Origin of the sequence: Streptomyces sp. NPDC059718 (genome assembly GCF_042733315.1) — a bacterium.
In the GTDB taxonomy this organism is placed as follows: Bacteria; Actinomycetota; Actinomycetes; order Streptomycetales; family Streptomycetaceae; genus Actinacidiphila.
Genome location: NZ_JBHWGA010000023.1, coordinates 15,673 through 33,606 on the forward strand (window position 1 = coordinate 15,673; position 17,934 = coordinate 33,606).

General features: G+C 72.7%; 17 protein-coding genes. 3 read left to right on the forward strand and 14 right to left on the reverse strand.

The window, feature by feature from the left end:
* Positions 1-108: 108 nt before the first annotated feature.
* From ACFV3E_RS25095 to ACFV3E_RS25125, 7 genes are all read right to left on the reverse strand, one after another.
* Positions 109-1,113: a sugar phosphate isomerase/epimerase family protein gene (locus ACFV3E_RS25095; protein ID WP_500536685.1), complete on the reverse strand. Its 1,005-nt coding sequence runs from the start codon at positions 1,111-1,113 to the stop codon at positions 109-111.
* A 28-nt stretch (positions 1,114-1,141) separates the two neighbouring features.
* Positions 1,142-2,356 (reverse strand): Gfo/Idh/MocA family protein, encoded by a 1,215-nt coding sequence (locus ACFV3E_RS25100; RefSeq protein WP_500536686.1) that lies wholly within the window; start codon positions 2,354-2,356, stop codon positions 1,142-1,144.
* A 49-nt stretch (positions 2,357-2,405) separates the two neighbouring features.
* Positions 2,406-3,443, reverse strand: a complete 1,038-nt coding sequence (locus tag ACFV3E_RS25105) for a substrate-binding domain-containing protein (protein ID WP_500536778.1) — start codon at positions 3,441-3,443, stop codon at positions 2,406-2,408.
* A gap of 89 nt (positions 3,444-3,532) precedes the next feature.
* Complete coding sequence (locus ACFV3E_RS25110; protein ID WP_500536687.1) at positions 3,533-4,570, reverse strand: ABC transporter permease; 1,038 nt, start codon at positions 4,568-4,570, stop codon at positions 3,533-3,535.
* Positions 4,570-6,111 (reverse strand): sugar ABC transporter ATP-binding protein, encoded by a 1,542-nt coding sequence (locus tag ACFV3E_RS25115; protein WP_500536688.1) that lies wholly within the window; start codon positions 6,109-6,111, stop codon positions 4,570-4,572. The genes ACFV3E_RS25110 and ACFV3E_RS25115 overlap by 1 nt, the downstream gene beginning before the upstream one ends.
* 100 nt (positions 6,112-6,211) lie before the next feature.
* Positions 6,212-7,393, reverse strand: a complete 1,182-nt coding sequence (locus ACFV3E_RS25120) for an ROK family protein (RefSeq protein WP_500536689.1) — start codon at positions 7,391-7,393, stop codon at positions 6,212-6,214.
* A gap of 293 nt (positions 7,394-7,686) precedes the next feature.
* Complete coding sequence (locus ACFV3E_RS25125; protein ID WP_500536779.1) at positions 7,687-8,868, reverse strand: ROK family protein; 1,182 nt, start codon at positions 8,866-8,868, stop codon at positions 7,687-7,689.
* Between the two features lie 249 nt (positions 8,869-9,117).
* Here ACFV3E_RS25125 and ACFV3E_RS25130 point away from each other — a divergent pair, with 249 nt between their 5' ends.
* The 3 genes from ACFV3E_RS25130 (at position 9,118) to ACFV3E_RS25140 (ending at position 11,452) form a co-directional block, all read left to right on the forward strand.
* Positions 9,118-9,918 carry an alpha/beta fold hydrolase gene (locus tag ACFV3E_RS25130; protein WP_500536690.1) on the forward strand — a complete coding sequence of 267 codons (801 nt, stop codon included), beginning with the start codon at positions 9,118-9,120 and terminating at the stop codon, positions 9,916-9,918.
* Between the two features lie 192 nt (positions 9,919-10,110).
* Complete coding sequence (locus ACFV3E_RS25135; RefSeq protein WP_500536691.1) at positions 10,111-10,905, forward strand: oxidoreductase; 795 nt, start codon at positions 10,111-10,113, stop codon at positions 10,903-10,905.
* Between the two features lie 121 nt (positions 10,906-11,026).
* Positions 11,027-11,452 (forward strand): nuclear transport factor 2 family protein, encoded by a 426-nt coding sequence (locus tag ACFV3E_RS25140; RefSeq protein WP_500536692.1) that lies wholly within the window; start codon positions 11,027-11,029, stop codon positions 11,450-11,452.
* A 70-nt stretch (positions 11,453-11,522) separates the two neighbouring features.
* Here the strand turns inward: ACFV3E_RS25140 and ACFV3E_RS25145 are convergent, their stop codons facing one another.
* The 7 genes from ACFV3E_RS25145 to ACFV3E_RS25175 form a co-directional block, all read right to left on the reverse strand.
* A complete protein-coding gene (locus ACFV3E_RS25145; protein ID WP_500536693.1) occupies positions 11,523-11,876 on the reverse strand; it encodes a WhiB family transcriptional regulator in 354 nt (117 codons plus the stop codon).
* Between the two features lie 104 nt (positions 11,877-11,980).
* Positions 11,981-12,856, reverse strand: a complete 876-nt coding sequence (locus tag ACFV3E_RS25150) for a LysR family transcriptional regulator (RefSeq protein WP_500536694.1) — start codon at positions 12,854-12,856, stop codon at positions 11,981-11,983.
* A gap of 77 nt (positions 12,857-12,933) precedes the next feature.
* Positions 12,934-13,800, reverse strand: a complete 867-nt coding sequence (locus ACFV3E_RS25155) for an NAD-dependent epimerase/dehydratase family protein (protein ID WP_500536695.1) — start codon at positions 13,798-13,800, stop codon at positions 12,934-12,936.
* Positions 13,801-13,903: 103 nt separating this feature from the next.
* Entirely contained in the window at positions 13,904-14,716 is an 813-nt protein-coding gene (locus ACFV3E_RS25160) for a Gfo/Idh/MocA family protein (protein WP_500536780.1), read from the reverse strand.
* A gap of 75 nt (positions 14,717-14,791) precedes the next feature.
* Complete coding sequence (locus ACFV3E_RS25165) at positions 14,792-15,988, reverse strand: ROK family transcriptional regulator (protein ID WP_500536696.1); 1,197 nt, start codon at positions 15,986-15,988, stop codon at positions 14,792-14,794.
* 35 nt (positions 15,989-16,023) lie between these two features.
* Positions 16,024-16,893 carry a carbohydrate ABC transporter permease gene (locus tag ACFV3E_RS25170; protein WP_500536697.1) on the reverse strand — a complete coding sequence of 290 codons (870 nt, stop codon included), beginning with the start codon at positions 16,891-16,893 and terminating at the stop codon, positions 16,024-16,026.
* Positions 16,893-17,900 (reverse strand): carbohydrate ABC transporter permease, encoded by a 1,008-nt coding sequence (locus tag ACFV3E_RS25175; RefSeq protein ID WP_500536698.1) that lies wholly within the window; start codon positions 17,898-17,900, stop codon positions 16,893-16,895. Before ACFV3E_RS25175 ends, ACFV3E_RS25170 begins: the two co-directional genes overlap by 1 nt.
* Positions 17,901-17,934 lie beyond the last annotated feature (34 nt).

Consider the following 17,934-nt stretch of genomic DNA (forward strand, 5'->3'; position numbering starts at 1 on the left):
AGTTGAACTTTCTCCAGCGTCAGGACAAAGCTGGACCCGGGCAGCCCGACGGGCCCGGCGGCGGTGGCCGCCGGGCTGCGGGGTGTGCGCTGTGACCTGCGGTGACGCCTAGTCGTTGCCTCCGAACGCGGCGTCGAAGGACGCCGCCGGCGGGTCGAAGTCGTACCGCTTCAGGAGGGAAAGCGCTTCCGGGGCGCCCACGAGGCGGTCCATCCCGGCGTCCTCCCACTCGACGGAGATCGGGCCGTCGTATCCGATCGACCGGAGCATCCGGAACACGTCCTCCCACGGCACGTCGCCGTGCCCGGCCGAGACGAAGTCCCAGCCGCGCCGCGGGTCGCCCCACGGCAGGTGGGAGCCCATGCGCCCGTTGCGGCCGTCGAGGCGCTTGCGGGCCTCCTTGCAGTCGACGTGGTAGATGCGGTCCTTGAAGTCCCACAGGAACCCGACGGGGTCGAGGTCCTGCCACACGAAGTGGCTCGGGTCGAAGTTCAGCCCGAAGGCCGGCCGGTGGCCGACGGCCTCCAGCGCGCGGTGCGTGGTCCAGTAGTCGTAGGCGATCTCGGCCGGGTGGACCTCGTGGGCGAAGCGGACCCCCTCGGCGTCGAAGACGTCCAGGACCGGGTTCCACCGCTCGGCGAAGTCCTCGAAGCCGCGCTCGATCATCCGCTCCGGGACCGGCGGGAACATGGCGACCAGGTGCCAGATCGACGAGCCGGTGAAGCCGATGACGGTGCGCACCCCGAAGGCGGCCGCGGCGCGGGCGGTGTCGGCCAGCTCGCGCGCGGCCCGCTGCCGGACGCCCTCCGGCTCACCGTCGCCCCAGATCCGGGCCGGCAGGATCCCCTTGTGGCGCTCGTCGATCGGGTTGTCGCAGACGGCCTGTCCGACCAGGTGGTTGGAGACCGCCCAGCACTTCAGGCCGTACTTGTCGAGCAGCGCCCGCCGCCCGTCCAGGTAGGCGGGGTCGGCCAGGGCCTTGTCGACCTCGAAGTGGTCGCCCCAGCAGGCGAGTTCGAGACCGTCGTAACCGAAGTCGCGAGCGAGTCGGCAGACCTCCTCCAGGGGCAGGTCGGCCCACTGGCCGGTGAAGAGGGTGAAGGGTCGTGGCACGGCGAGGGCCTCCTCGATACGGGCGTGGTCAGGCGGGGACGGGGGTGTAGACGGCGTTCTTCTCGGCGCTCTCCTCCACCGCCGCCAGGACCCGCTGCACCTGCAGGCCGTCGGCGAACGACGGCGCCGGGGTGACCCCTTCGGCGATCCCGAGGACGAGGTCGCGCGCCTGGTGGGTGAAGGTGTGCTCGTAGCCGAGCGCGTGGCCGGGCGGCCACCACGCCTCCAGGTACGGATGGCCCGGCTCGGTCACCAGGATCCGCCGGAAGCCGGCCGAGTCGGCGGCCTCGGTGTGGTCGTGGAACGACAGCTCGTTCAGCCGCTCCAGGTCGAAGGCGAGCGAGCCGTGCTCGCCGTTGATCTCCAGCCGCAGGGCGTTCTTGCGCCCCGAGGCCATCCGGGTGGCCTCGAAGGAGGCGAGCGCCCCCGAGGCCAGCCGCCCGGTGAACAGCGCCGCGTCGTCGACGGTGACCGGACCCCGCCGCGTGCTCCCGGCGCCCGACAGCCCCGACGAGGTGCCGGCCAGCTCGGGCCGCTCCCGTACGAACGTCTCGGTGAGCGCCGAGACGCCCACCAGGGGCTCCCCCGCCAGGTACTGCGCGAGGTCGACGGCGTGCGCGCCGAGGTCACCGAGCGCCCCGGAGCCCGCGTACTCGCGCTTCAGCCGCCAGGTCAGCGGGAAGTCCGGGTCGACGAGCCAGTCCTGGAGGTAGGTCACCCGCACGTGGCGGATGGTGCCGACCCTCCCGTCCGCGATGAGCCGGCGGGCGTAGGCGACCGCGGGCACCCGCCGGTAGTTGAAGCCGACCATGGCCACCTGGCCGCGGGCGGCCGCCCGCTCGGCCGCCGCGGCCATGGCCTCCGCCTCGGCGACCGAGTTGGCCAGCGGCTTCTCGCACAGGACGTGCTTGCCCGCCTCGAGCGCCGCGACGGCGATCTCGGCGTGGCTGTCACCGGGGGTGCACACGTCCACCAGCTGGACGTCGTCCCGGTCCACCAGCGCCCGCCAGTCCGTCTCCGCGGCGGCCCAGCCGTGCCGGGCGGCCGCGGCCCGCACCGCCCCCTCGTCCCTGCCGCCGATCGCGGCCATGACGGGCCTCATCGGCAGGTCGAACACGCGGCCCACGGTGCGCCACGCGTGGGAGTGGGTGGCGCCCATGAAGGCGTAGCCGACCATGCCGATGCCGAGCGCCGGCGAAGCGGCCCCTGCCTCACTGTCTTCCTTGCCGGCCATATCAGCCATGCCGTTGCTCCTCGTCGGTTGCTCGGTTCGGACGGGCGGGGCGGATCTGTTAGATGAAGCCCGTCGGCAGGTACTCGTCGACGTTCTCCTTGGTGACGACGGCCGAGTACAGGGTGATCGACGCGGGGATCTCCAGCTCCGACATCCCGCCGACGCCCTTCTTCTGGCCGAGCGCACGGGCCAGGTCGATGGCGGAGGCGGCCATGGTGGGCGGGTACAGGACGGTCGCCTTCAGCACGCCGTTGTCGGCCTTGATGGCGTCCATCGCCGACTTGGACCCGGCACCGCCGACCATGAAGAACTCGTCACGGCCCGCCTGCGCGATGGCACGCAGGGCACCGACGCCCTGGTCGTCGTCGTGGTTCCACAGCGCGTCGAACTGCTTCTGCGCCTGCAGCAGCTGGGCCATCTTGGCCTGGCCGGTCTCGACGGTGAACTCGGCGGCCTGCCGGGCCACCTTCCTGATGTTGGGGTAGTTCTTCAGGGCGTCGTCGAAGCCCTGGGTGCGCTGCCGGGTCAGCTCCAGGTTGTCGATGCCGGCGAGTTCGACGACCTTGGCGTCCGGCTTGTCCTTGAGCTGCTCGCCGATGTAGCGGCCGGCGTTGAGCCCCATGCCGTAGTTGTCGCCGCCGATCCAGCAGCGGTACGCCTGCGGGGAGGCGAAGATCCGGTCCAGGTTGATCACCGGGATGCCGGCCTTCATGGCCTGCAGGCCCACCTGGGTGAGGGCCTTGCCGTCGGCCGGCAGGATGACCAGGACGTCGACCTTCTTGTTGATCAGCGTCTGGATCTGCCCGATCTGGGCGGCGGTGTCGTTGGAGCCCTCGGTGATCTCCAGCGTCACCTCGGAGTACTTCGCGGCGCGGTCCTTGGCGTTCTGGTTGATGGCGTTGAGCCAGCCGTGGTCGGCCTGCGGGCCGGCGAAGCCGATCGTGACCGGCGTGCCGGGCTTGTCGTCGGCGGCCGGGGCCTTGGTGGCGGCCGTGTCCGCCTTCTTCGGCTCGTTGCTGGTGCAGGCGGTGAGGGCCGCTCCGGCGGAGACGGCGGCGGCGCCGAAGAGCAGTCCTCTGCGGCTGGTGACCGGGATTCGTGGCATGGCGGTGAAACCCTCCGGGATAGGGCGTGCGGGGCGCGTGCGGGTTGTCGGGTTGGAGCGGGGCGGGCGACGGGGATGTGTCAGCCGTCGCCGTTGCGCACGGTGCTGCGCTGGACCAGGACGGCGGCCACGATGATCGCTCCCTTGGCGATCTGCTGGACGGCGCTCTCCAGGTTGTTGAGGGCGAAGATGTTCTGGATGGTGATGAACACCAGGACGCCGAGGACGGAGCCGACGATCGTGCCGCGGCCGCCGCTGAGCAGCGTGCCGCCGATGATCGCCGCGGCGATGGCGTCGAGTTCGTAGAGGTTGCCGTTGGTGTTCTGGCCGGAGCCGGACAGGATGATCAGAAGGAACGCCGCGATGCCGCAGCACAGCCCGGACAGCAGGTAGAGGTAGAGCCGCTGGCGGCGGACGTCGATGCCGGCGAGGCGGGCCGCTTCCGCGTTGCCGCCGACGGCCACGGTCCGGCGCCCGAACGTCGTCCGGTTCAGCACCAGCCAACCGGCGACGGTGACCGCGGCGAAGACCAGCACCAACGGCGGGATGCCGAGGATGTAGGCGTCGGGAAGACCGAGGTCGAGCACCGAGGCCACGGTGACGATCTGCGTCTTGCCGTCGGTGAGCTGCAGGGCGAGCCCGCGTGCCGAGGCGAACATGGCGAGGGTCGCGATGAACGGCACCATGCCGCCGTAGGCGATGAGCACCCCGTTGACCAGCCCACAGCCGACGCCGACGGCGATCGCGGTGAAGAGGATGCCCGCGAAGCCGTACTCCTGGGTGGCGAGGGTCGTCGCCCACACGGAGGAGAGCGCGACGATCGCGCCGACGGACAGGTCGATGCCCCCGCTGGTGATCACGAAGGTCATGCCGACGGTGACGACACCGATGACGGACGCCTGGGTGAGCACCAGTTGGAGGTTGGAGACGTCCAGGAAGGCGTCGGGCTGCGTGATGCCCCCGACGAGGACGAGGGCGGCGAGGACGCCGAGCAGGGACAGGTTGCGGACGTCGGCGTGGAGCCCCAGCGCCGGACGCCGGCTGCCGCCCTTCGTGACGGGGGACGTGTCCGCGGGCGGCGTCGGTGCCTGCGGGGCCTGGGAAGCGGGCTGTGTCATCAGCTCGGGCTCCCTTCCATGACGAGGTCGAGTACGCGGTGTTCGTCCAGCTCCGTCGCGGGCGCCGTGTGCACGACGCGTCCCTCACGGAGCACCAGCACCCGGTCCGCGAGCCCCAGGACTTCGGGGACCTCGCTGGAGACGAGGAGTACGGCGAGCCCGTCGTCGGCGAGCCGGCGGATCACCGCGTACAGCTCGGCGCGGGCGCCCACGTCGACGCCGCGGGTCGGCTCGTCCAGCAGCAGGACGCGGCAGCCGCGCAGCAGCCAGCGGGCCAGGACGGCCTTCTGCTGGTTGCCGCCGGACAGGGTGCGCACCCGTGCGTCGGGGTTGTCGGGCCGCAGCGACAGTGACCGGGTGGACTCCCGGGCGGCCCGTCGTTCCTCCCTGCGGTCGAGCCAGCCGGCCCGGGAGAAGCGGGCGAGCGTGGACACCGACACGTTGCGCGTGACGGACTCCAGCATCAGCAGCGCCTGCGCCTTGCGCTCCTCGGGCGCCAGTCCCAGACCGGCGCGGACGGCGGAGCGGACGCTGCCGGGTTTGAGGGGTCGGCCGTCGACGGTCACCCGGCCGGCGGTGGGCTTCCTGGCGCCGTAGAGCGTCTCGAGGATCTCCGACCGTCCGGAGCCCACGAGTCCGGCGAGCCCGACGATCTCCCCCGGGCGCACTTCCAGGTCCACGGCGGCGAACTCGCCGTCGCGGGCGAGCCCTTCGACCCGCAGGACGGGGTCGCCGGAGCGCGGGCCCGCAGGACGCGGCGGGAAGACGTACTCGACGTCACGGCCCGTCATGAGGGCGACGATGTCGCGCGTCGGCATGGACTTGGCGGGGAGTCCGCCGGCGACGGCGCGGCCGTCCTTCAGGACGGTGACCCGGTCGCCGACGCGGCGGATCTCCTCCAGCCGGTGGGAGATGTAGACGACCGCGACGCCGTCGGCGGTCAGCTGCCCGACGATGCGCAGCAGGTTGTCGGTCTCCTCGGGGTCCAGCGCGGCGGACGGCTCGTCCATGACGATGAGGCGCACGTCGTGGGAGAGTGCCCGGGCCATCGAGACGATCTGCCGCTGTGCGGCCGAAAGGTCACCGACGCGGCGGGCGGGGTCGATCTCGGGGTGGCCGAGCCGGCGCAGCAGGACGGCCGCCTCGCGGCGCGCGTCGCGTCCACGCACGACGAAGCCGGCGGTGGTCGGTTCGTGGCCGAGGAAGACGTTCTCGGCCACGGACAGCCCCTCGACCAGGTCGAGTTCCTGGTAGATGGTCGCGATGCCGAGCCGCATGGCGGCGATCGGCGACTTCAGCGACACCGGTTCCCCGCGCCAGGTGATCTCCCCGCCGTCGGGCTGGTGGGCCCCGGCGAGCACCTTGATGAGGGTGGACTTCCCCGCGCCGTTCTGGCCGAGGAGGCAGTGCACCTCGCCGGCCTGGACGTCCAGGTCGACGCCGTCCAGGGCGCGGACGCCGGGGAAGGACTTGGTGATGCCGGACATGGTGAGCAGCGGCGCTGCTGTCGGGGGCGGCGGTGCCGGTGGTTGTGGTGCCATGACGATCCCCTCGGCGGGTGCGGGTGACACGTGCGCGTGCGGAGCGTGCAGTGGAGCCGGTGGTGCCGTGGTGCCGGTGGAGCCTTGGCCGGTGGGGGGATCAGGCCGGGGAGAACACGTGGTCGCTGATGAGTCGTGCCGCGCCGATCACGCCGGCGGTGGGGCCCAGTTCACCCAGGACGATGGGGAGGTTGCCCGTCGCCAGGGGCAGCGACTGGCGGTAGACCTGGCTGCGGATGCTGGCGAGCAGCGTGTGGCCGAGGCCGGTGACGCCGCCGCCGATCACGACCAGTGCGGGGTTGAAGAAGCTGACGAGCCCGGCGATGACCTGCCCGACGCGGTTGCCCCCCTCGCGGATGAGTTCGAGTGCCGCCGCGTCACCGACCGCGGCCGCCGCGGCGACGTCGACGGCGGACAGCCGGCCGGCCGCCTCGAGCCGGGCCGCGAGGGCGGCGGACCGCCCTGACCTGGCCGCCTCCAGGGCGTCCTGGACGAGCGCGGCGCCGCTGAAGTGGGCTTCCAGGCAGCCCTTGTTGCCGCAGGCGCAGGCGCGTCCGTCGGCCTCGACCCGGATGTGGCCGATGTCGCCGGCGCTGCCCGTCACACCGCGGTGCACCTCTCCGCCGACGACGATGCCGCAGCCGATGCCGGTGCCGATCTTGACGCAGAGGAAGTCGCCGACGGAGCGGGCGACCCCGGCGTGCTGCTCCCCCATCGCCATCAGGTTCACGTCGTTGTCGACCATGACGGGGCAGCCCAGTTCCTGGCTGAGTGCCTCGCGGACCGGGAAGCCGTCCCAGCCGGGCATGATCGGAGGGGCGACGGGGACGCCCTCGGGGAACCGCACCGGTCCCGGTACCCCGATGCCCGCGCCGTCGAAGCCCTCGGCGAGGCCGGCGGCCTTGAGTTTGGCGGCCATTTCGAGGATCCGCTCGAAGACGGCGACCGGTCCCTCGCGGACGTCCATCGGGTGGTTGAGGTGGCCGAGCACCTCCAGCTCGGCGTTGGTGACGGCGACGTCGACCGAGGTGGCGCCGATGTCGACGCCGAGGAAGCGCAGGCCCGGGGCGAGCCTGATGTTGTGCGAACGCCGCCCGCCGCGCGAGGCGGCCAGGCCGTCCGCGACGACCAGACCCGTCTCCAGCAGCCGGTCGACCTCGACGGCGAGCTTGGAACGGGACAGGTCGATCTGGTCCCCCATCTGGGCACGGGAGTTGGGACCGCCGTCACGGAGCAGCCGCAGGAGCCGCGCCTGATGCGCGTTGGCGGGTCGAGCTGTCATGCGTCTCATGTGCCCCTCACCTCCCCCGGCCGTCGGCATGGGGATACCGGACCGGCGTCGGCCGGTCCCGCTCCGTCAGGCTTTCGATGGGAAAGTAGCAGCGCCTGCCCAGTGGGGGAAGAAGTTGCGCAGGAATCGGCAAGGTCTTTTCCCGGTTCCAGGACAAAGTCCGGAAGAGGTCAACTCACCTGCGGGGCAGGGGGCGTGGGCGCGCCAGGAACGGCACGCACGGAGGCGACGTGGCGGACCGGGGGCGGGGCGGGTCCGCCACGGCGGGCGGTGCCCGCCGTGGGTCACACCGGCGAGAAGACGTGGTCGCTGATCAGGCGGGTGGCCCCGACCACGCCCGCGGTCGGGCCGAGTTCACTGAGGACGATCGGCAGGTTGCCGGTGGCCAGCGGCAGCGACTGGCCGTACACCTGGCTGCGGATGCTCGCCAGGAGGGTGTGCCCCAGACCGGTGAGACCGCCGCCGATCACGACGAGCCCGGGGTTGAAGAAGCTCACCAGGCCGGCGATGACCTGGCCCGTGCGGTTGCCGCCCTGCCGGATGAGGTCGAGCGCGGCACCGTCCCCGCCCGCCGCGGCGGCCGCCACGTCGGCGGAGGTGAGCGTCCCCGCAGCGGCCAGCCGGCCGGCGAGCGCCGCGGATTCCCCGGCGGCCGCCGTGGCGGCCGCGTCCCGGGCCAGGGCACTCCCGCCGAAGTAGGCCTCAAGACAGCCGTGGTTGCCGCAGGCGCAGGAGATGCCGCCCGGCACCACCTGGATGTGACCGATGTCCCCGGCGCTGCCGGTGACCCCGCGGTAGACCTGCCCGCCCACGACGATGCCGCAGCCGATGCCGGTCCCGATCTTGACGAAGAGGAAGTCCCGCACGGAGCGGGCGACCCCGGCGTGCTGTTCCCCCAGCGCCATGAGGTTCACGTCGTTGTCGACCAGGACGGGACAGCCGAGTTCCTGGCTCATGGCCTCCCGAACGGGGAACCCGTCCCAGCCGGGCATGATCGGAGGGGCGACCGGCACGCCCTCGGGGAACCGCACCGGCCCGGGCACCCCGATCCCCGCCCCGTCGAAGCTCTCCGCGGCGCCTGTGGCGCGCAGTTCGGCCGCCATCGCCAGCACCTGCTCGAACACGGCGACCGGCCCCTCGCGCACGTCGAACCGCGCGGCACGGTGGCCGAGCACCTCCAGCTCGGCGTTGGTGACGGCGACGTCGACCGAGGTGGCGCCGATGTCCACGCCCAGGAAGCGCAGCGAGGGCGCGAGGCGCACGTTGTGGGAGGGCCGTCCACCGCGGGAGGCGGCGAGGCCGTCGGGGACCACGAGGCCCGTCTCCAGGAGGCGGTCGACCTCGACCGCCAGTTTGGACCGGGAGAGTTCCACCTGGTCGCCGAGTACCGCCCGCGACTGCGGGCCCGCGTCGCGCAACAGGCGCAGCACTCGCGCCTGGTGCCCGTTCGCCGGACGGGCCGTCATCCGTCTCACGTCGCGCCTCTCCCTCGCCGGTCGTCCTCGGGTGCGTCTCGTCACCCTCCGGACGGGGCCACGACTGGACCGGACCGTACCACCGGGGTGGGCGGCCGGGAAGAAACCGCCGAAAGGCACCCGGAGGCCGCTTCTCCTGGCGGGCCGGGGGGCTGTTTGCGGGCGCCCGCCGTGTCCGGCAGGGTGCGGGGCGACAACACGCGGCGCGGGCCCTCCGTGCCGGGGGAAGGGGGGTTCGTGATGACGTGGTCCCGGATGACCGTGGTCCGCGACGGCGTACGGCTGGAGTGCCGGGACCGGCCCGGTCCGGGGCCGTCGGTGGTCCTGCTGCACGGCCTGGCCGGCCACGCGGGCGAGTGGGACGACACCGCACGGTGGCTGAGCCCGCGTCATCGCGTGGTCGCCGTGGACCAGCGGGGGCACGGCGCCTCCGAGCGGCGTCCCGGGGACGTCTCCCGCGCGGCCTACGTCGCCGACGCCGCCGCCGTCATCGAGGAGTCGGCGACCGGGCCGGTGATCCTGGTGGGCCAGTCGCTCGGCGGCCACACCGCGATGCTGACCGCCGCGGCCCGTCCGGACCTGGTCCGGGCCCTGGTGCTGGTCGAGGCGGGTCCCGGTGGCCCCAACCCGGACGTTCCCGGGGACATCGGGGCGTGGCTGGACTCCTGGCCGGTGCCGTTCCCCTCGGTGGAGTCCGCCGCGGCCTTCCTCGGCGGCGGCCCGGTCGGCAGGGGCTGGGCGCAGGGCCTGGAGCGGCGCGAGGACGGCTGGTGGCCGCGCTTCGACCGGGACGTGATGGTCGCGTCCCTGCGGGAGAACGCGGAGCGGGACTTCTGGGCGGAGTGGGACGCGCTGCGGTGCCCGACGCTGGTCGTCCTGGCCGAGAAGGGGATCATCGGGGCCGAGGAGGCCGAGGAGATGTGCCGTCGGCAGCCGCGGGCGGTGGCCGTCGGCGTCCCCGGGACGGGCCACGACCTCCATCTGGAGCGCCCTGACGCGCTGCGCCAGGCGATGACCGCCTTCCTCGACGGGCTCGGGTGACGCGGCCCGCCTGGCGGGAGCGGGCGGCCCGGTGCGGCCCCGGCTGGCGCACGTCCCCGTGGGGCGCGTCACGCCGGGCCGGAATTACTTGATCGGACGATCCAGATTGGTTTAGCCTTCAACCATCGACCCGGAACGCACCACCCGCGACCGGGCCCGGGATCTGTATCAATCAATCAAGAAAGGCTCGCCATGGACCTGCACCTCAAGGACAAGACCGTCGTCGTCACCGGAGCCAGCCGGGGCATCGGGCTCGCCACCGTCCGCGCCTTCGCGGAGGAGGGCGCGCGCGTGGTCGCCGGCGCCCGCACCCCGGGGGCGGGCCTGGCCGAGCTCGTCGGGTCGTACGACGTCGTGCCCGTGGCCGGGGACCTCGCGACCCAGGAAGGCGTCCAGCGGCTGGTCGCGACCGCGGGGGAGCGGTTCGGCGGGATCGACGTCCTGGTCAACAACGTCGGCGCCGTCCAGCCGCGGCTCGGCGGCTTCCTGTCGGTCACCGACGAGGAGTGGCTGGCGACCATGAACCTCAACCTCATGAGCGCGGTGCGGGCCTGCCGCGCCGCGCTGCCCGGACTGCTGGAATCCCGCGGGGCCGTCGTCACGGTCAGCTCGGTGAACGCCTTCCTGCCCGACCCCGGCGTGATCGACTACACCGCGTCCAAGGCGGCCCTGACCAACTTCTCCAAGGCGCTGTCCAAGGAGGTCGGCCCGCTCGGGGTCCGGGTCAACTCGATCGCCCCGGGGCCGGTGTCCACCGACATCTGGACCGGCGAGAACGGAATGGCCGACCAGGTGGCCCAGGCCATGGGCAAGGACCTCGACAGCGCGGTCGCGGAACTCCTCGCCGGCCTCGGCGGTCTCGCCACGGGACGCCTCACCACGCCGGAGGAGGTGGCGGACCTCGTCCTCATGCTCGCCAGCGACCGCACCGGGAACGTCACGGGCGCGGACTTCACCATCGACGGCGGCCTGATCAAGACCCTCTGAGGCCCGCGCCGTTGGACAGTCCGTGGACAGCCCGGCGAGCGGGTCCACGACTCCCCTATGCTCGCCTACGATCCGACAACCTTCCCAACAGTTGATCCTTGAATCACCTCAGGAGATCGCCATGCCCGAGACACCCGGATCCGGGACCTCGGCCCCACGCGAGGTCGCCGAGGCGATGTATGACGCGATGCTGCGCTCCGACCGCGACACGCTGGCGGCCATCGCCTCCCCCGGGATCCGGATCCGGGTGACCGAGGCCGTACCCTACGGCGGCACGTATTCCGGACTCGCCGGTTTCGCCGCGTTCTTCAGGAAGACCTTCGACCTGATCGAGAGCCGCATCGAGATCGAGCGGCTCTTCGAGGCCGGCGGCCAGGTCGTCGCCGTGGGGCGGACCCAGGGCTCCGGACGCGGCACCGGCCAGGCCTTCGACTCCGCGGTCGTGCACGTCTTCACCGTCGAGGAGGGCACGATCGTCGGGTTCGACGCCTACGTCGAGGACCGGCCCATCGCCGCGGCGATGAAGGGCGACGGGGCCCCGGCCTGAGGGGCGGCCCTCCGGTCGCCGCGAGGCCGCCGGGCCGGGCCCGGCGGGCCCGGCCCTCCGGCTCCGGTGTTCAGGCCGAGGCCTGCCGCGGACCCCGCTCGTAGGCCTGACGCGCCGTCCGCAGCAGGGTGCGCCAGGAGGTCACGGTGGGGCGGCGGCGCAGCAGGGCGCGGCGCTCACGTTCCGTCATACCGCCCCAGATCCCGAACTCGGTACGGTTGTCGAGGGCGTCGGCCAGGCATTCGGTGCGCACGGGGCATCCGCCGCACACGGCCTTGACGCGCTTTTGGGCGGCGCCCTGGACGAACAGCACGTCCGGGTCCTCCATCCGGCACATGGCCTGCGCTCCCCAGTTCTCCACCCAGACGTCGGACTCGTCCGCGAGGCCCGTCGGCCCCGGCTCCCCCACCACGTCAAGCTTCATCGGCGTCTCTCTCCCGCTCCGCCGCCCCGTCGCGCCTTCGCGCGGGGCTTCTCCTCTCGTCCCCGTGCCCTCAGTACGGAGCGGGTGCGGAAACCGTTCAGCGGTCAGGCGGACGAGTCGGCGCGGGCGACGGCGATGTCGGCGAACTCCTCGATGAGCGGGTCGTGCCGGGTGCCGTCCCACGCCAGGAACACGCGGTTGGGACCGATGTCCTCGATCGCGACGTGGGCGATGTCGGCGCGGGTGTAGTACGTCGCGGTGGAGAGCGGCAGCACGACGACGCCGCGGCCCGCCGCCACGCTCTCCAGCTTCTCCTCGACGGAACGGAAGCCCGGGACGGCCGGCCGCTGCCGCGGGGCGGCGAGCTCGCGCGCGATGTCCCGCCACTCGGGGACGGCGGCGGGGTCCTGGAGGAGGTGCTCGTCGGCGAGGTCCGCGATGCGCAGGGCGGGCTTGCCCGCGTAGGGGTGGTCCGCGGGCAGGACGGCGACGCGGGGTTCGGCGAGGAGGCTGCGGGTCGCCAGGCCGCGGGTGTCGACGGGCATCCTGACGTAGCCGATGTCGACGCGTCCGTCGAGGATCACCTCCGTCTGGTCGTCCCAGTTCGTCCTGACGACGTCGACCGACAGGTCCGGGTGCCGGCGGGAGAGTTCCCGCACGGCACTCGTGACGATCAGTCCGGGCATGAAGCCCACGGTGAAGGAGGCGAGGCCGCGGGCCGCCCGGGCGACGCGCCGGCGGGTGGCGTCGGCGGCCGCCAGGAGCGGTCCGGCGTCGGCCAGGAGTTGCGTGCCGGCCGGGGTGAGCTCGGTGCTGCGGCGGTCGCGGGAGAACAACCGCACCTTGAGTTCGTCCTCCAGCGCCCTGATCTGCCGCGACAGCACGGGCTGCGCGATGTGCAGGCGCTGCGCCGCCCTCCCGAAGTGCAACTCCTCGGCCACCGCGACGAAGTACCGCAGCTTGCGCAGATCCAGATCCACGGGCCCCTCCTCGCCTGCTCACCGGGACGGACACATCCGAGCGTATCCGCCCCGCCCGCACTCCTCAGCGGGGAGGCTCAGGGGCGGGCGAGGTCGGCCGCGAGGTCGAGCCGGGAGGGACGCCAGCCCAGCTCCCGGCGGGCCCGGGCGCCGGTGAGCCGCTGGTCGAGGGCGAAGGCCTCCGCGATGGGGCCCATCCGCTCCTCGGCCTCCGCCTCGGTCACGTGCCGGACCGACCCGGGGTGGCCGATCGCCCGGCTCACCGCGTGGGCGATCTCCGCCTGGGTCGGGTAAAGATCGCCGACCCCGGCGTACACCGAGCCGGGCGCGGCGTTCAGGGCCAGTACGTACAGCTCGGCGACGTCGTCGACGTGCACGGTCGACCAGTGGTTGGCGCCGTCGCCGACGCAGGGCACGGAGCCGGTCTCCCGGCCGGGGGCCGCGTAGAACATCTCTACGAGCCCGCCGGAGCGGCCGTGGACCAGGCCGGGCATGACCACGACCGGCCGTTCGCCGGTCCCGGCCCGGGCCAGGACGCGCTTCTCGTTCTCCATCCGCCAGGCGGTGATGCGGGGCGGCGACAGCGGGGCGTCCTCGTCGGCCACGCCGTCGGTGTCGCCGTAGACCCACACCCCGCCGGTGTGCACGTACGGGCGCGGCCCGGCGCCGTCCTGCAGTGCCTCGGCCGCCGCCCGGTCGACCTCGGCGGTGTCGGGACCGTAGTGCTGGCCCATGTGGATGACCCCGTCGGCGGCGCGCGCGGCTGCCCGCAGCACGTCCGTCTCGGTCAGGGCCCCCGGCACGGGTACGGCTCCGAGCCCGCGGACGACCCGGACCGATTCCTCGCTGCGCGCGAGGGCCGCGACCTGGATCCCCCGGCGCACCAGGGCCTCGATGGTGGCCCGTCCGATGTAGCCGGAGCCTCCGGTGAGGAAGACCTTCATGACGCTCGCCTCTCTCGTGGTGTCCTGTGACACCTCCGAGTCTTCGGGCGGGGCGGGTACCGCGTCCAAGACCTGTTCCCCGCCCTGTGATACCCGCCGGATATCAGCGCACCGCGGCGTCGATGAGCTCCTGCAGGCGCAGTCCCCGTCGCGCGTCGAGCTCGCCCGCGCGGCCGGAGCGCACGGCGGCGGCGAACTCGGCGCGCAGGACGGGCCAGCCCTCCTCGTGGTCGATGGCGGAGGTGTCGTAGACGAGCTCTCCGCCGGGGCCGAGGAGTTCGATCCGGGTGCGCGGCTTGGCCAGCCGGACGCTGCCGGAGAGGGAGGCCTGGCTGACCGCCCCGTTCTCGTGCTCGCAGGTGACCTCGACCCATCGCCGGGGGTCGCCGGTGGCGCGGATCGAGGTGATGGGGCCGACGGCCGCGTCGAGGAGGTCGATCAGGTGCGGACCGAGGTCGAGCAGGGCGCCCTGTTCCAGGCGCCAGCCGGTGGCGAACTCCCCGCCGAGGAAAGCCCCGTGCAGGTAGCAGGACCGGGCGCCGGTGACCTCGGCCTCCCGTGCGCGCCGCAGGAAGGCGCGGGTCTCGGCCTGGTAGCGCTTGGTCAGCACCATCTGGGAGACGACACCGGCCTCGGCGACGGCTTCGGCGACCGCGCGTGCCGAGGCCAGGTCGGGGCCGAGCGGCTTCTCCAGCAACAGGGCCTTGCCGGCCTTGGCGGCCCGTACGGCCAGTTCGGCCTGGACGGCGGGCGGCACGGCGAAGGCCACGGCCTCGCAGCGGTCGAAGAGTTCCTCGGGGCTGCCGGCCGTCGCCGCGCCGTAGGTGGCGGCGATCTCGCGGGCGGCCTCGGTCCGGCGGGCCCAGACGGCGGTGAGCCGGGTCTCGGGCCCGGCGGCCAGGATCCGCGCGTGCATGGCGCGGGCCCAGGGGCCGGCGCCGATCAGCCCGACCTCGACGGGGGCAGGGGTGTTCACGGTGGTGCTCCAGGGTCAGTTGGGGGCCGCGGCGGTCAGGCGTTCGTTGGCCTGGTCCGGGGCGTAGAGGTGCTCGACCACCATGGCGGTGGCGCCGGCGAGTGCGGCGCGGTCACCGAGCCGGGAGGTCACGACCTGCAGGTTGCGGGTGGCCCGGGGCAGCGCGCGCTGGTAGAGCAGTTCGCGCACCCCGGTGACGAAGTGGGTCTCGGCGAGGTCTCCGGCGATCATCAGGACCCCGGGGTTGAGCAGGGTCACGACCGTGACCAGCACCTCGCCGCAGCGCCGGCCGGCCTCGCGGGCCAGGCGCACCGCGTCGGGGTGGCCGGCGTCGAGGTGCTCGCGTACCTGCGCGGCGGAGCCGGCCGGTACGCCGAGGGCGCTGAGCTGCCCGGCGAGCGCGCGGCCGCTGGCGACGGCGGCGAGGCAGCCGTGGGAGCCGCACATGCACAGGGCGTCGGACGCGTCGTGCAGGCGGATGTGCCCGAGGTCGCCCGCGCCGCCGTCGATCCCGCGGAAGGCGCTGCCGTCGATGACGACGCCCGCGCCGATGCCGGTGGACACCTTGACCAGGACGAAGGCCGAGCAGTCGCGCCAGGAGTCGCGCTGCTCGCCCAGGGCCATCAGGTTGGCGTCGTTGTCGACGAGGACCGGTACCGAGGCGGGCAGTCCGGCGTGGCGGGCGAGCGCCTCCTGCATCCGGGCCGGGACGGGGTAGCCGTCCCAGCCGGGCATGATCGGCGGCCGGACCACCACGCCCGTGGTCCAGTCGACGGGGCCGGGCACCGACAGGCCGACGCCGCACACCGTGGCCGCCGGGACGCCGGCGGCCACGAGGAGCTTGGCGAACCACCGGCCGAGTTCCTCCAGCACCCGCTCCGGGCCCTGGTCGAGCAGCAACTCCCCGGTGTGCTCGGCAAGTACCCGGCCGGACAGGTCCAGCACCGCGGCGCGGGCGCTGGTGGTGTCCAGGTCGGCGGCGAGCACGGCGGCGTGCCCGGAGTCGAACTGCAGGTGGGTGGAGGGCCGTCCGCCGGTGGACTGCCCACCGGGTACGGTGCGCAGCCAGCCCGCGGCGAAGAGCTGGTCCAGCCGCTGGCCGACGGTGGAGCGGGACAGGCCCGTCACGCGCTGGAGTTCCCCACGGGTGGTCGCCTGCCCGGTCCTGATCAGTTCCAGCAGGTGTCCGGCGGTGCTCCAGGGCGTAGCCATCCGTCCTCGCTCCCCCTCGTGTCGGGCCATGGTGCTCAGCTCTTGTCCGCGCCGCTGGTCAGGCCCTCGGTGAGGAGCCGTTCGGCCGCGTAGAAAAGGAGTACCACGGGAAGCGTCAGCACGACGGAGCCTGCCATGAGGACGGTCTTCGGCACCTCGATGCCGTTGGCCAGTTGCTGCAGTCCCAGGGAGACCGTCCACTTGCCGGGTTCGGCGGCCAGGAACAGCAGCGCGAAGAGGAACTCGTTCCAGGCGATCATGAAGACGTACAGCCCGGTGGCCATCAACGACGGGGCGGCCAGCGGCAGGACGACCTTGCGCACGGTCTGCAGCCGCGAGGCGCCGTCGAGGGCGGCGGCCTCCTCGATGCTCTCCGGGATGGTGATGAAGTAGTTCTTCAGCATGTAGATGGACACCGGCACGGTCTGCGCGATGTAGACGATCGCGAGGCCGAACAGGCTGCCCTGCAGGCCGATCCGGGCGAAGATGACGAACAGCGGCACCGCGAGCAGCGTCGCCGGGAAGAGGTAGACGGCCAGGAACAGCGCGCTCACCTGCCGGCCGCCGAAGAACTTCAGCCGGGTGATGGCGTAGGCGCCCGGGACCGACACCAGCAGGGTCAGCAGCATGGTGCCGAGCGCCACCAGGGCGGAGTTGCCGAGCATCCGCAGGAAGCCCTGGCCACCGTCGTCGACCGACTTGAGGACGGTGCGGTAGGTGTCGAGCGTGAGCTCGGAGCTGCCGACCCAGAGCTTGCCGGGGTCGAGCAGCAGCTGGTCGATCGGCTTCACCGAGAGCAGCAGCATGTAGTAGAAGGGGAAGATCGTGATGACCGCGAGTCCGGCGATCACCACCCAGCGCAGGACGGCGAAGGTGCGGTCCTCGATCTGTGCGCGACTGGCCATCACGCCTCCTCCTGAACCTTCTTGGCGAAGAACTTGAAGTAGATGCCGAGCAGCACGGCGAGGATCGCGGCGAGGACGAGGGCCTGGGCCGCGGCGGCGCCCACGTCGTAGCGGGCGGTGAGGAAGTCGTAGACGCGCACGGCGACCACGTCGGTGCCCGAGCCGCCGCCCGTGAGCAGGTAGATGTCGTCGAACTTGTTGAAGGTGAGGATGAAGCGCAGCACCGACAGCAGGGCGATGACCGGCATCAGCTGGGGCAGGAGGATGTGGCGGAACCGCTGCGTGATGGTGGCACCGTCGACGACGGCGGCCTCCTCCAGCCCCTCCGGTACCGCCTGCAGACGGGCCATCAGGAACAGGAACGCGAACGGGAAGTAGCGCCAGGTCTCGAAGGCGATCACGGTGAGCAGGGCCAGCGGCACGTGCACGTGCCACCCGAGGAGCGAGATCTCCTGGGACCTGGTGGACAGGAAGGCGACCGGCTCGTCCCAGCCGAACAGCTTGGTGCCGACCTCGTTCACGATGCCGAACTGCGGGCTGAGGGCGATCTCCCAGACGAAGGTCACGGCGACCACGGGCGCCACGTACGGCAGCAGCATGGTGCCGCGGAGCAGGGCCCGGCCGCGGAAGGGGCGGCGCAGCGCGAGCGCCGCGATCAGGCCGAGGACGATGGAGCCGGCGGTGGCGCCGACCGTGTAGACCAGGGTGGTCCACAGGGAGGTCCAGAAGCCGGGCGAGGTGAAGACCTCGCTGAAGTTGCCCCAGGTCCAGTGGGACAGGAAGCCCATGCTCTGGATGTCGACCAGCCGGGCGTGCTGGAAGGCCAGCAGGACGGTCCAGGCGATCGGCAGGACCACGACGACCAGGACGACCAGGAGGGTGGGCGAGACGAAGGCGAGTCCCGCCCGGTTCTCCCGCTGGGCCAGGGTCAGGGGCCGCCGGGGCTCGGCCTGCGCGTTGTCCGCGGCCGGCTTTCCCCGCTGCTGTGTGCTCTGTGCGGTGCTCATCACTGCTTCCTTGAAGGACGAGGCCGGGTGCGGC

Coding starts and splice junctions, on each gene's coding strand:
- ACFV3E_RS25100 (WP_500536686.1), bottom strand. CDS start 2,356: ATGGCTGATATGGCCGGCAAGGAAGACAGTGAGGCAGGGGCCGCTTCG.
- ACFV3E_RS25110 (WP_500536687.1), bottom strand. CDS start 4,570: ATGACACAGCCCGCTTCCCAGGCCCCGCAGGCACCGACGCCGCCCGCG.
- ACFV3E_RS25115 (WP_500536688.1), bottom strand. CDS start 6,111: ATGGCACCACAACCACCGGCACCGCCGCCCCCGACAGCAGCGCCGCTG.
- ACFV3E_RS25120 (WP_500536689.1), bottom strand. CDS start 7,393: ATGACAGCTCGACCCGCCAACGCGCATCAGGCGCGGCTCCTGCGGCTG.
- ACFV3E_RS25125 (WP_500536779.1), bottom strand. CDS start 8,868: ATGACGGCCCGTCCGGCGAACGGGCACCAGGCGCGAGTGCTGCGCCTG.
- ACFV3E_RS25130 (WP_500536690.1), top strand. CDS start 9,118: ATGACGTGGTCCCGGATGACCGTGGTCCGCGACGGCGTACGGCTGGAG.
- ACFV3E_RS25135 (WP_500536691.1), top strand. CDS start 10,111: ATGGACCTGCACCTCAAGGACAAGACCGTCGTCGTCACCGGAGCCAGC.
- ACFV3E_RS25140 (WP_500536692.1), top strand. CDS start 11,027: ATGCCCGAGACACCCGGATCCGGGACCTCGGCCCCACGCGAGGTCGCC.
- ACFV3E_RS25145 (WP_500536693.1), bottom strand. CDS start 11,876: ATGAAGCTTGACGTGGTGGGGGAGCCGGGGCCGACGGGCCTCGCGGAC.
- ACFV3E_RS25155 (WP_500536695.1), bottom strand. CDS start 13,800: ATGAAGGTCTTCCTCACCGGAGGCTCCGGCTACATCGGACGGGCCACC.
- ACFV3E_RS25160 (WP_500536780.1), bottom strand. CDS start 14,716: ATGCACGCGCGGATCCTGGCCGCCGGGCCCGAGACCCGGCTCACCGCC.
- ACFV3E_RS25165 (WP_500536696.1), bottom strand. CDS start 15,988: ATGGCTACGCCCTGGAGCACCGCCGGACACCTGCTGGAACTGATCAGG.
- ACFV3E_RS25170 (WP_500536697.1), bottom strand. CDS start 16,893: ATGGCCAGTCGCGCACAGATCGAGGACCGCACCTTCGCCGTCCTGCGC.
- ACFV3E_RS25175 (WP_500536698.1), bottom strand. CDS start 17,900: ATGAGCACCGCACAGAGCACACAGCAGCGGGGAAAGCCGGCCGCGGAC.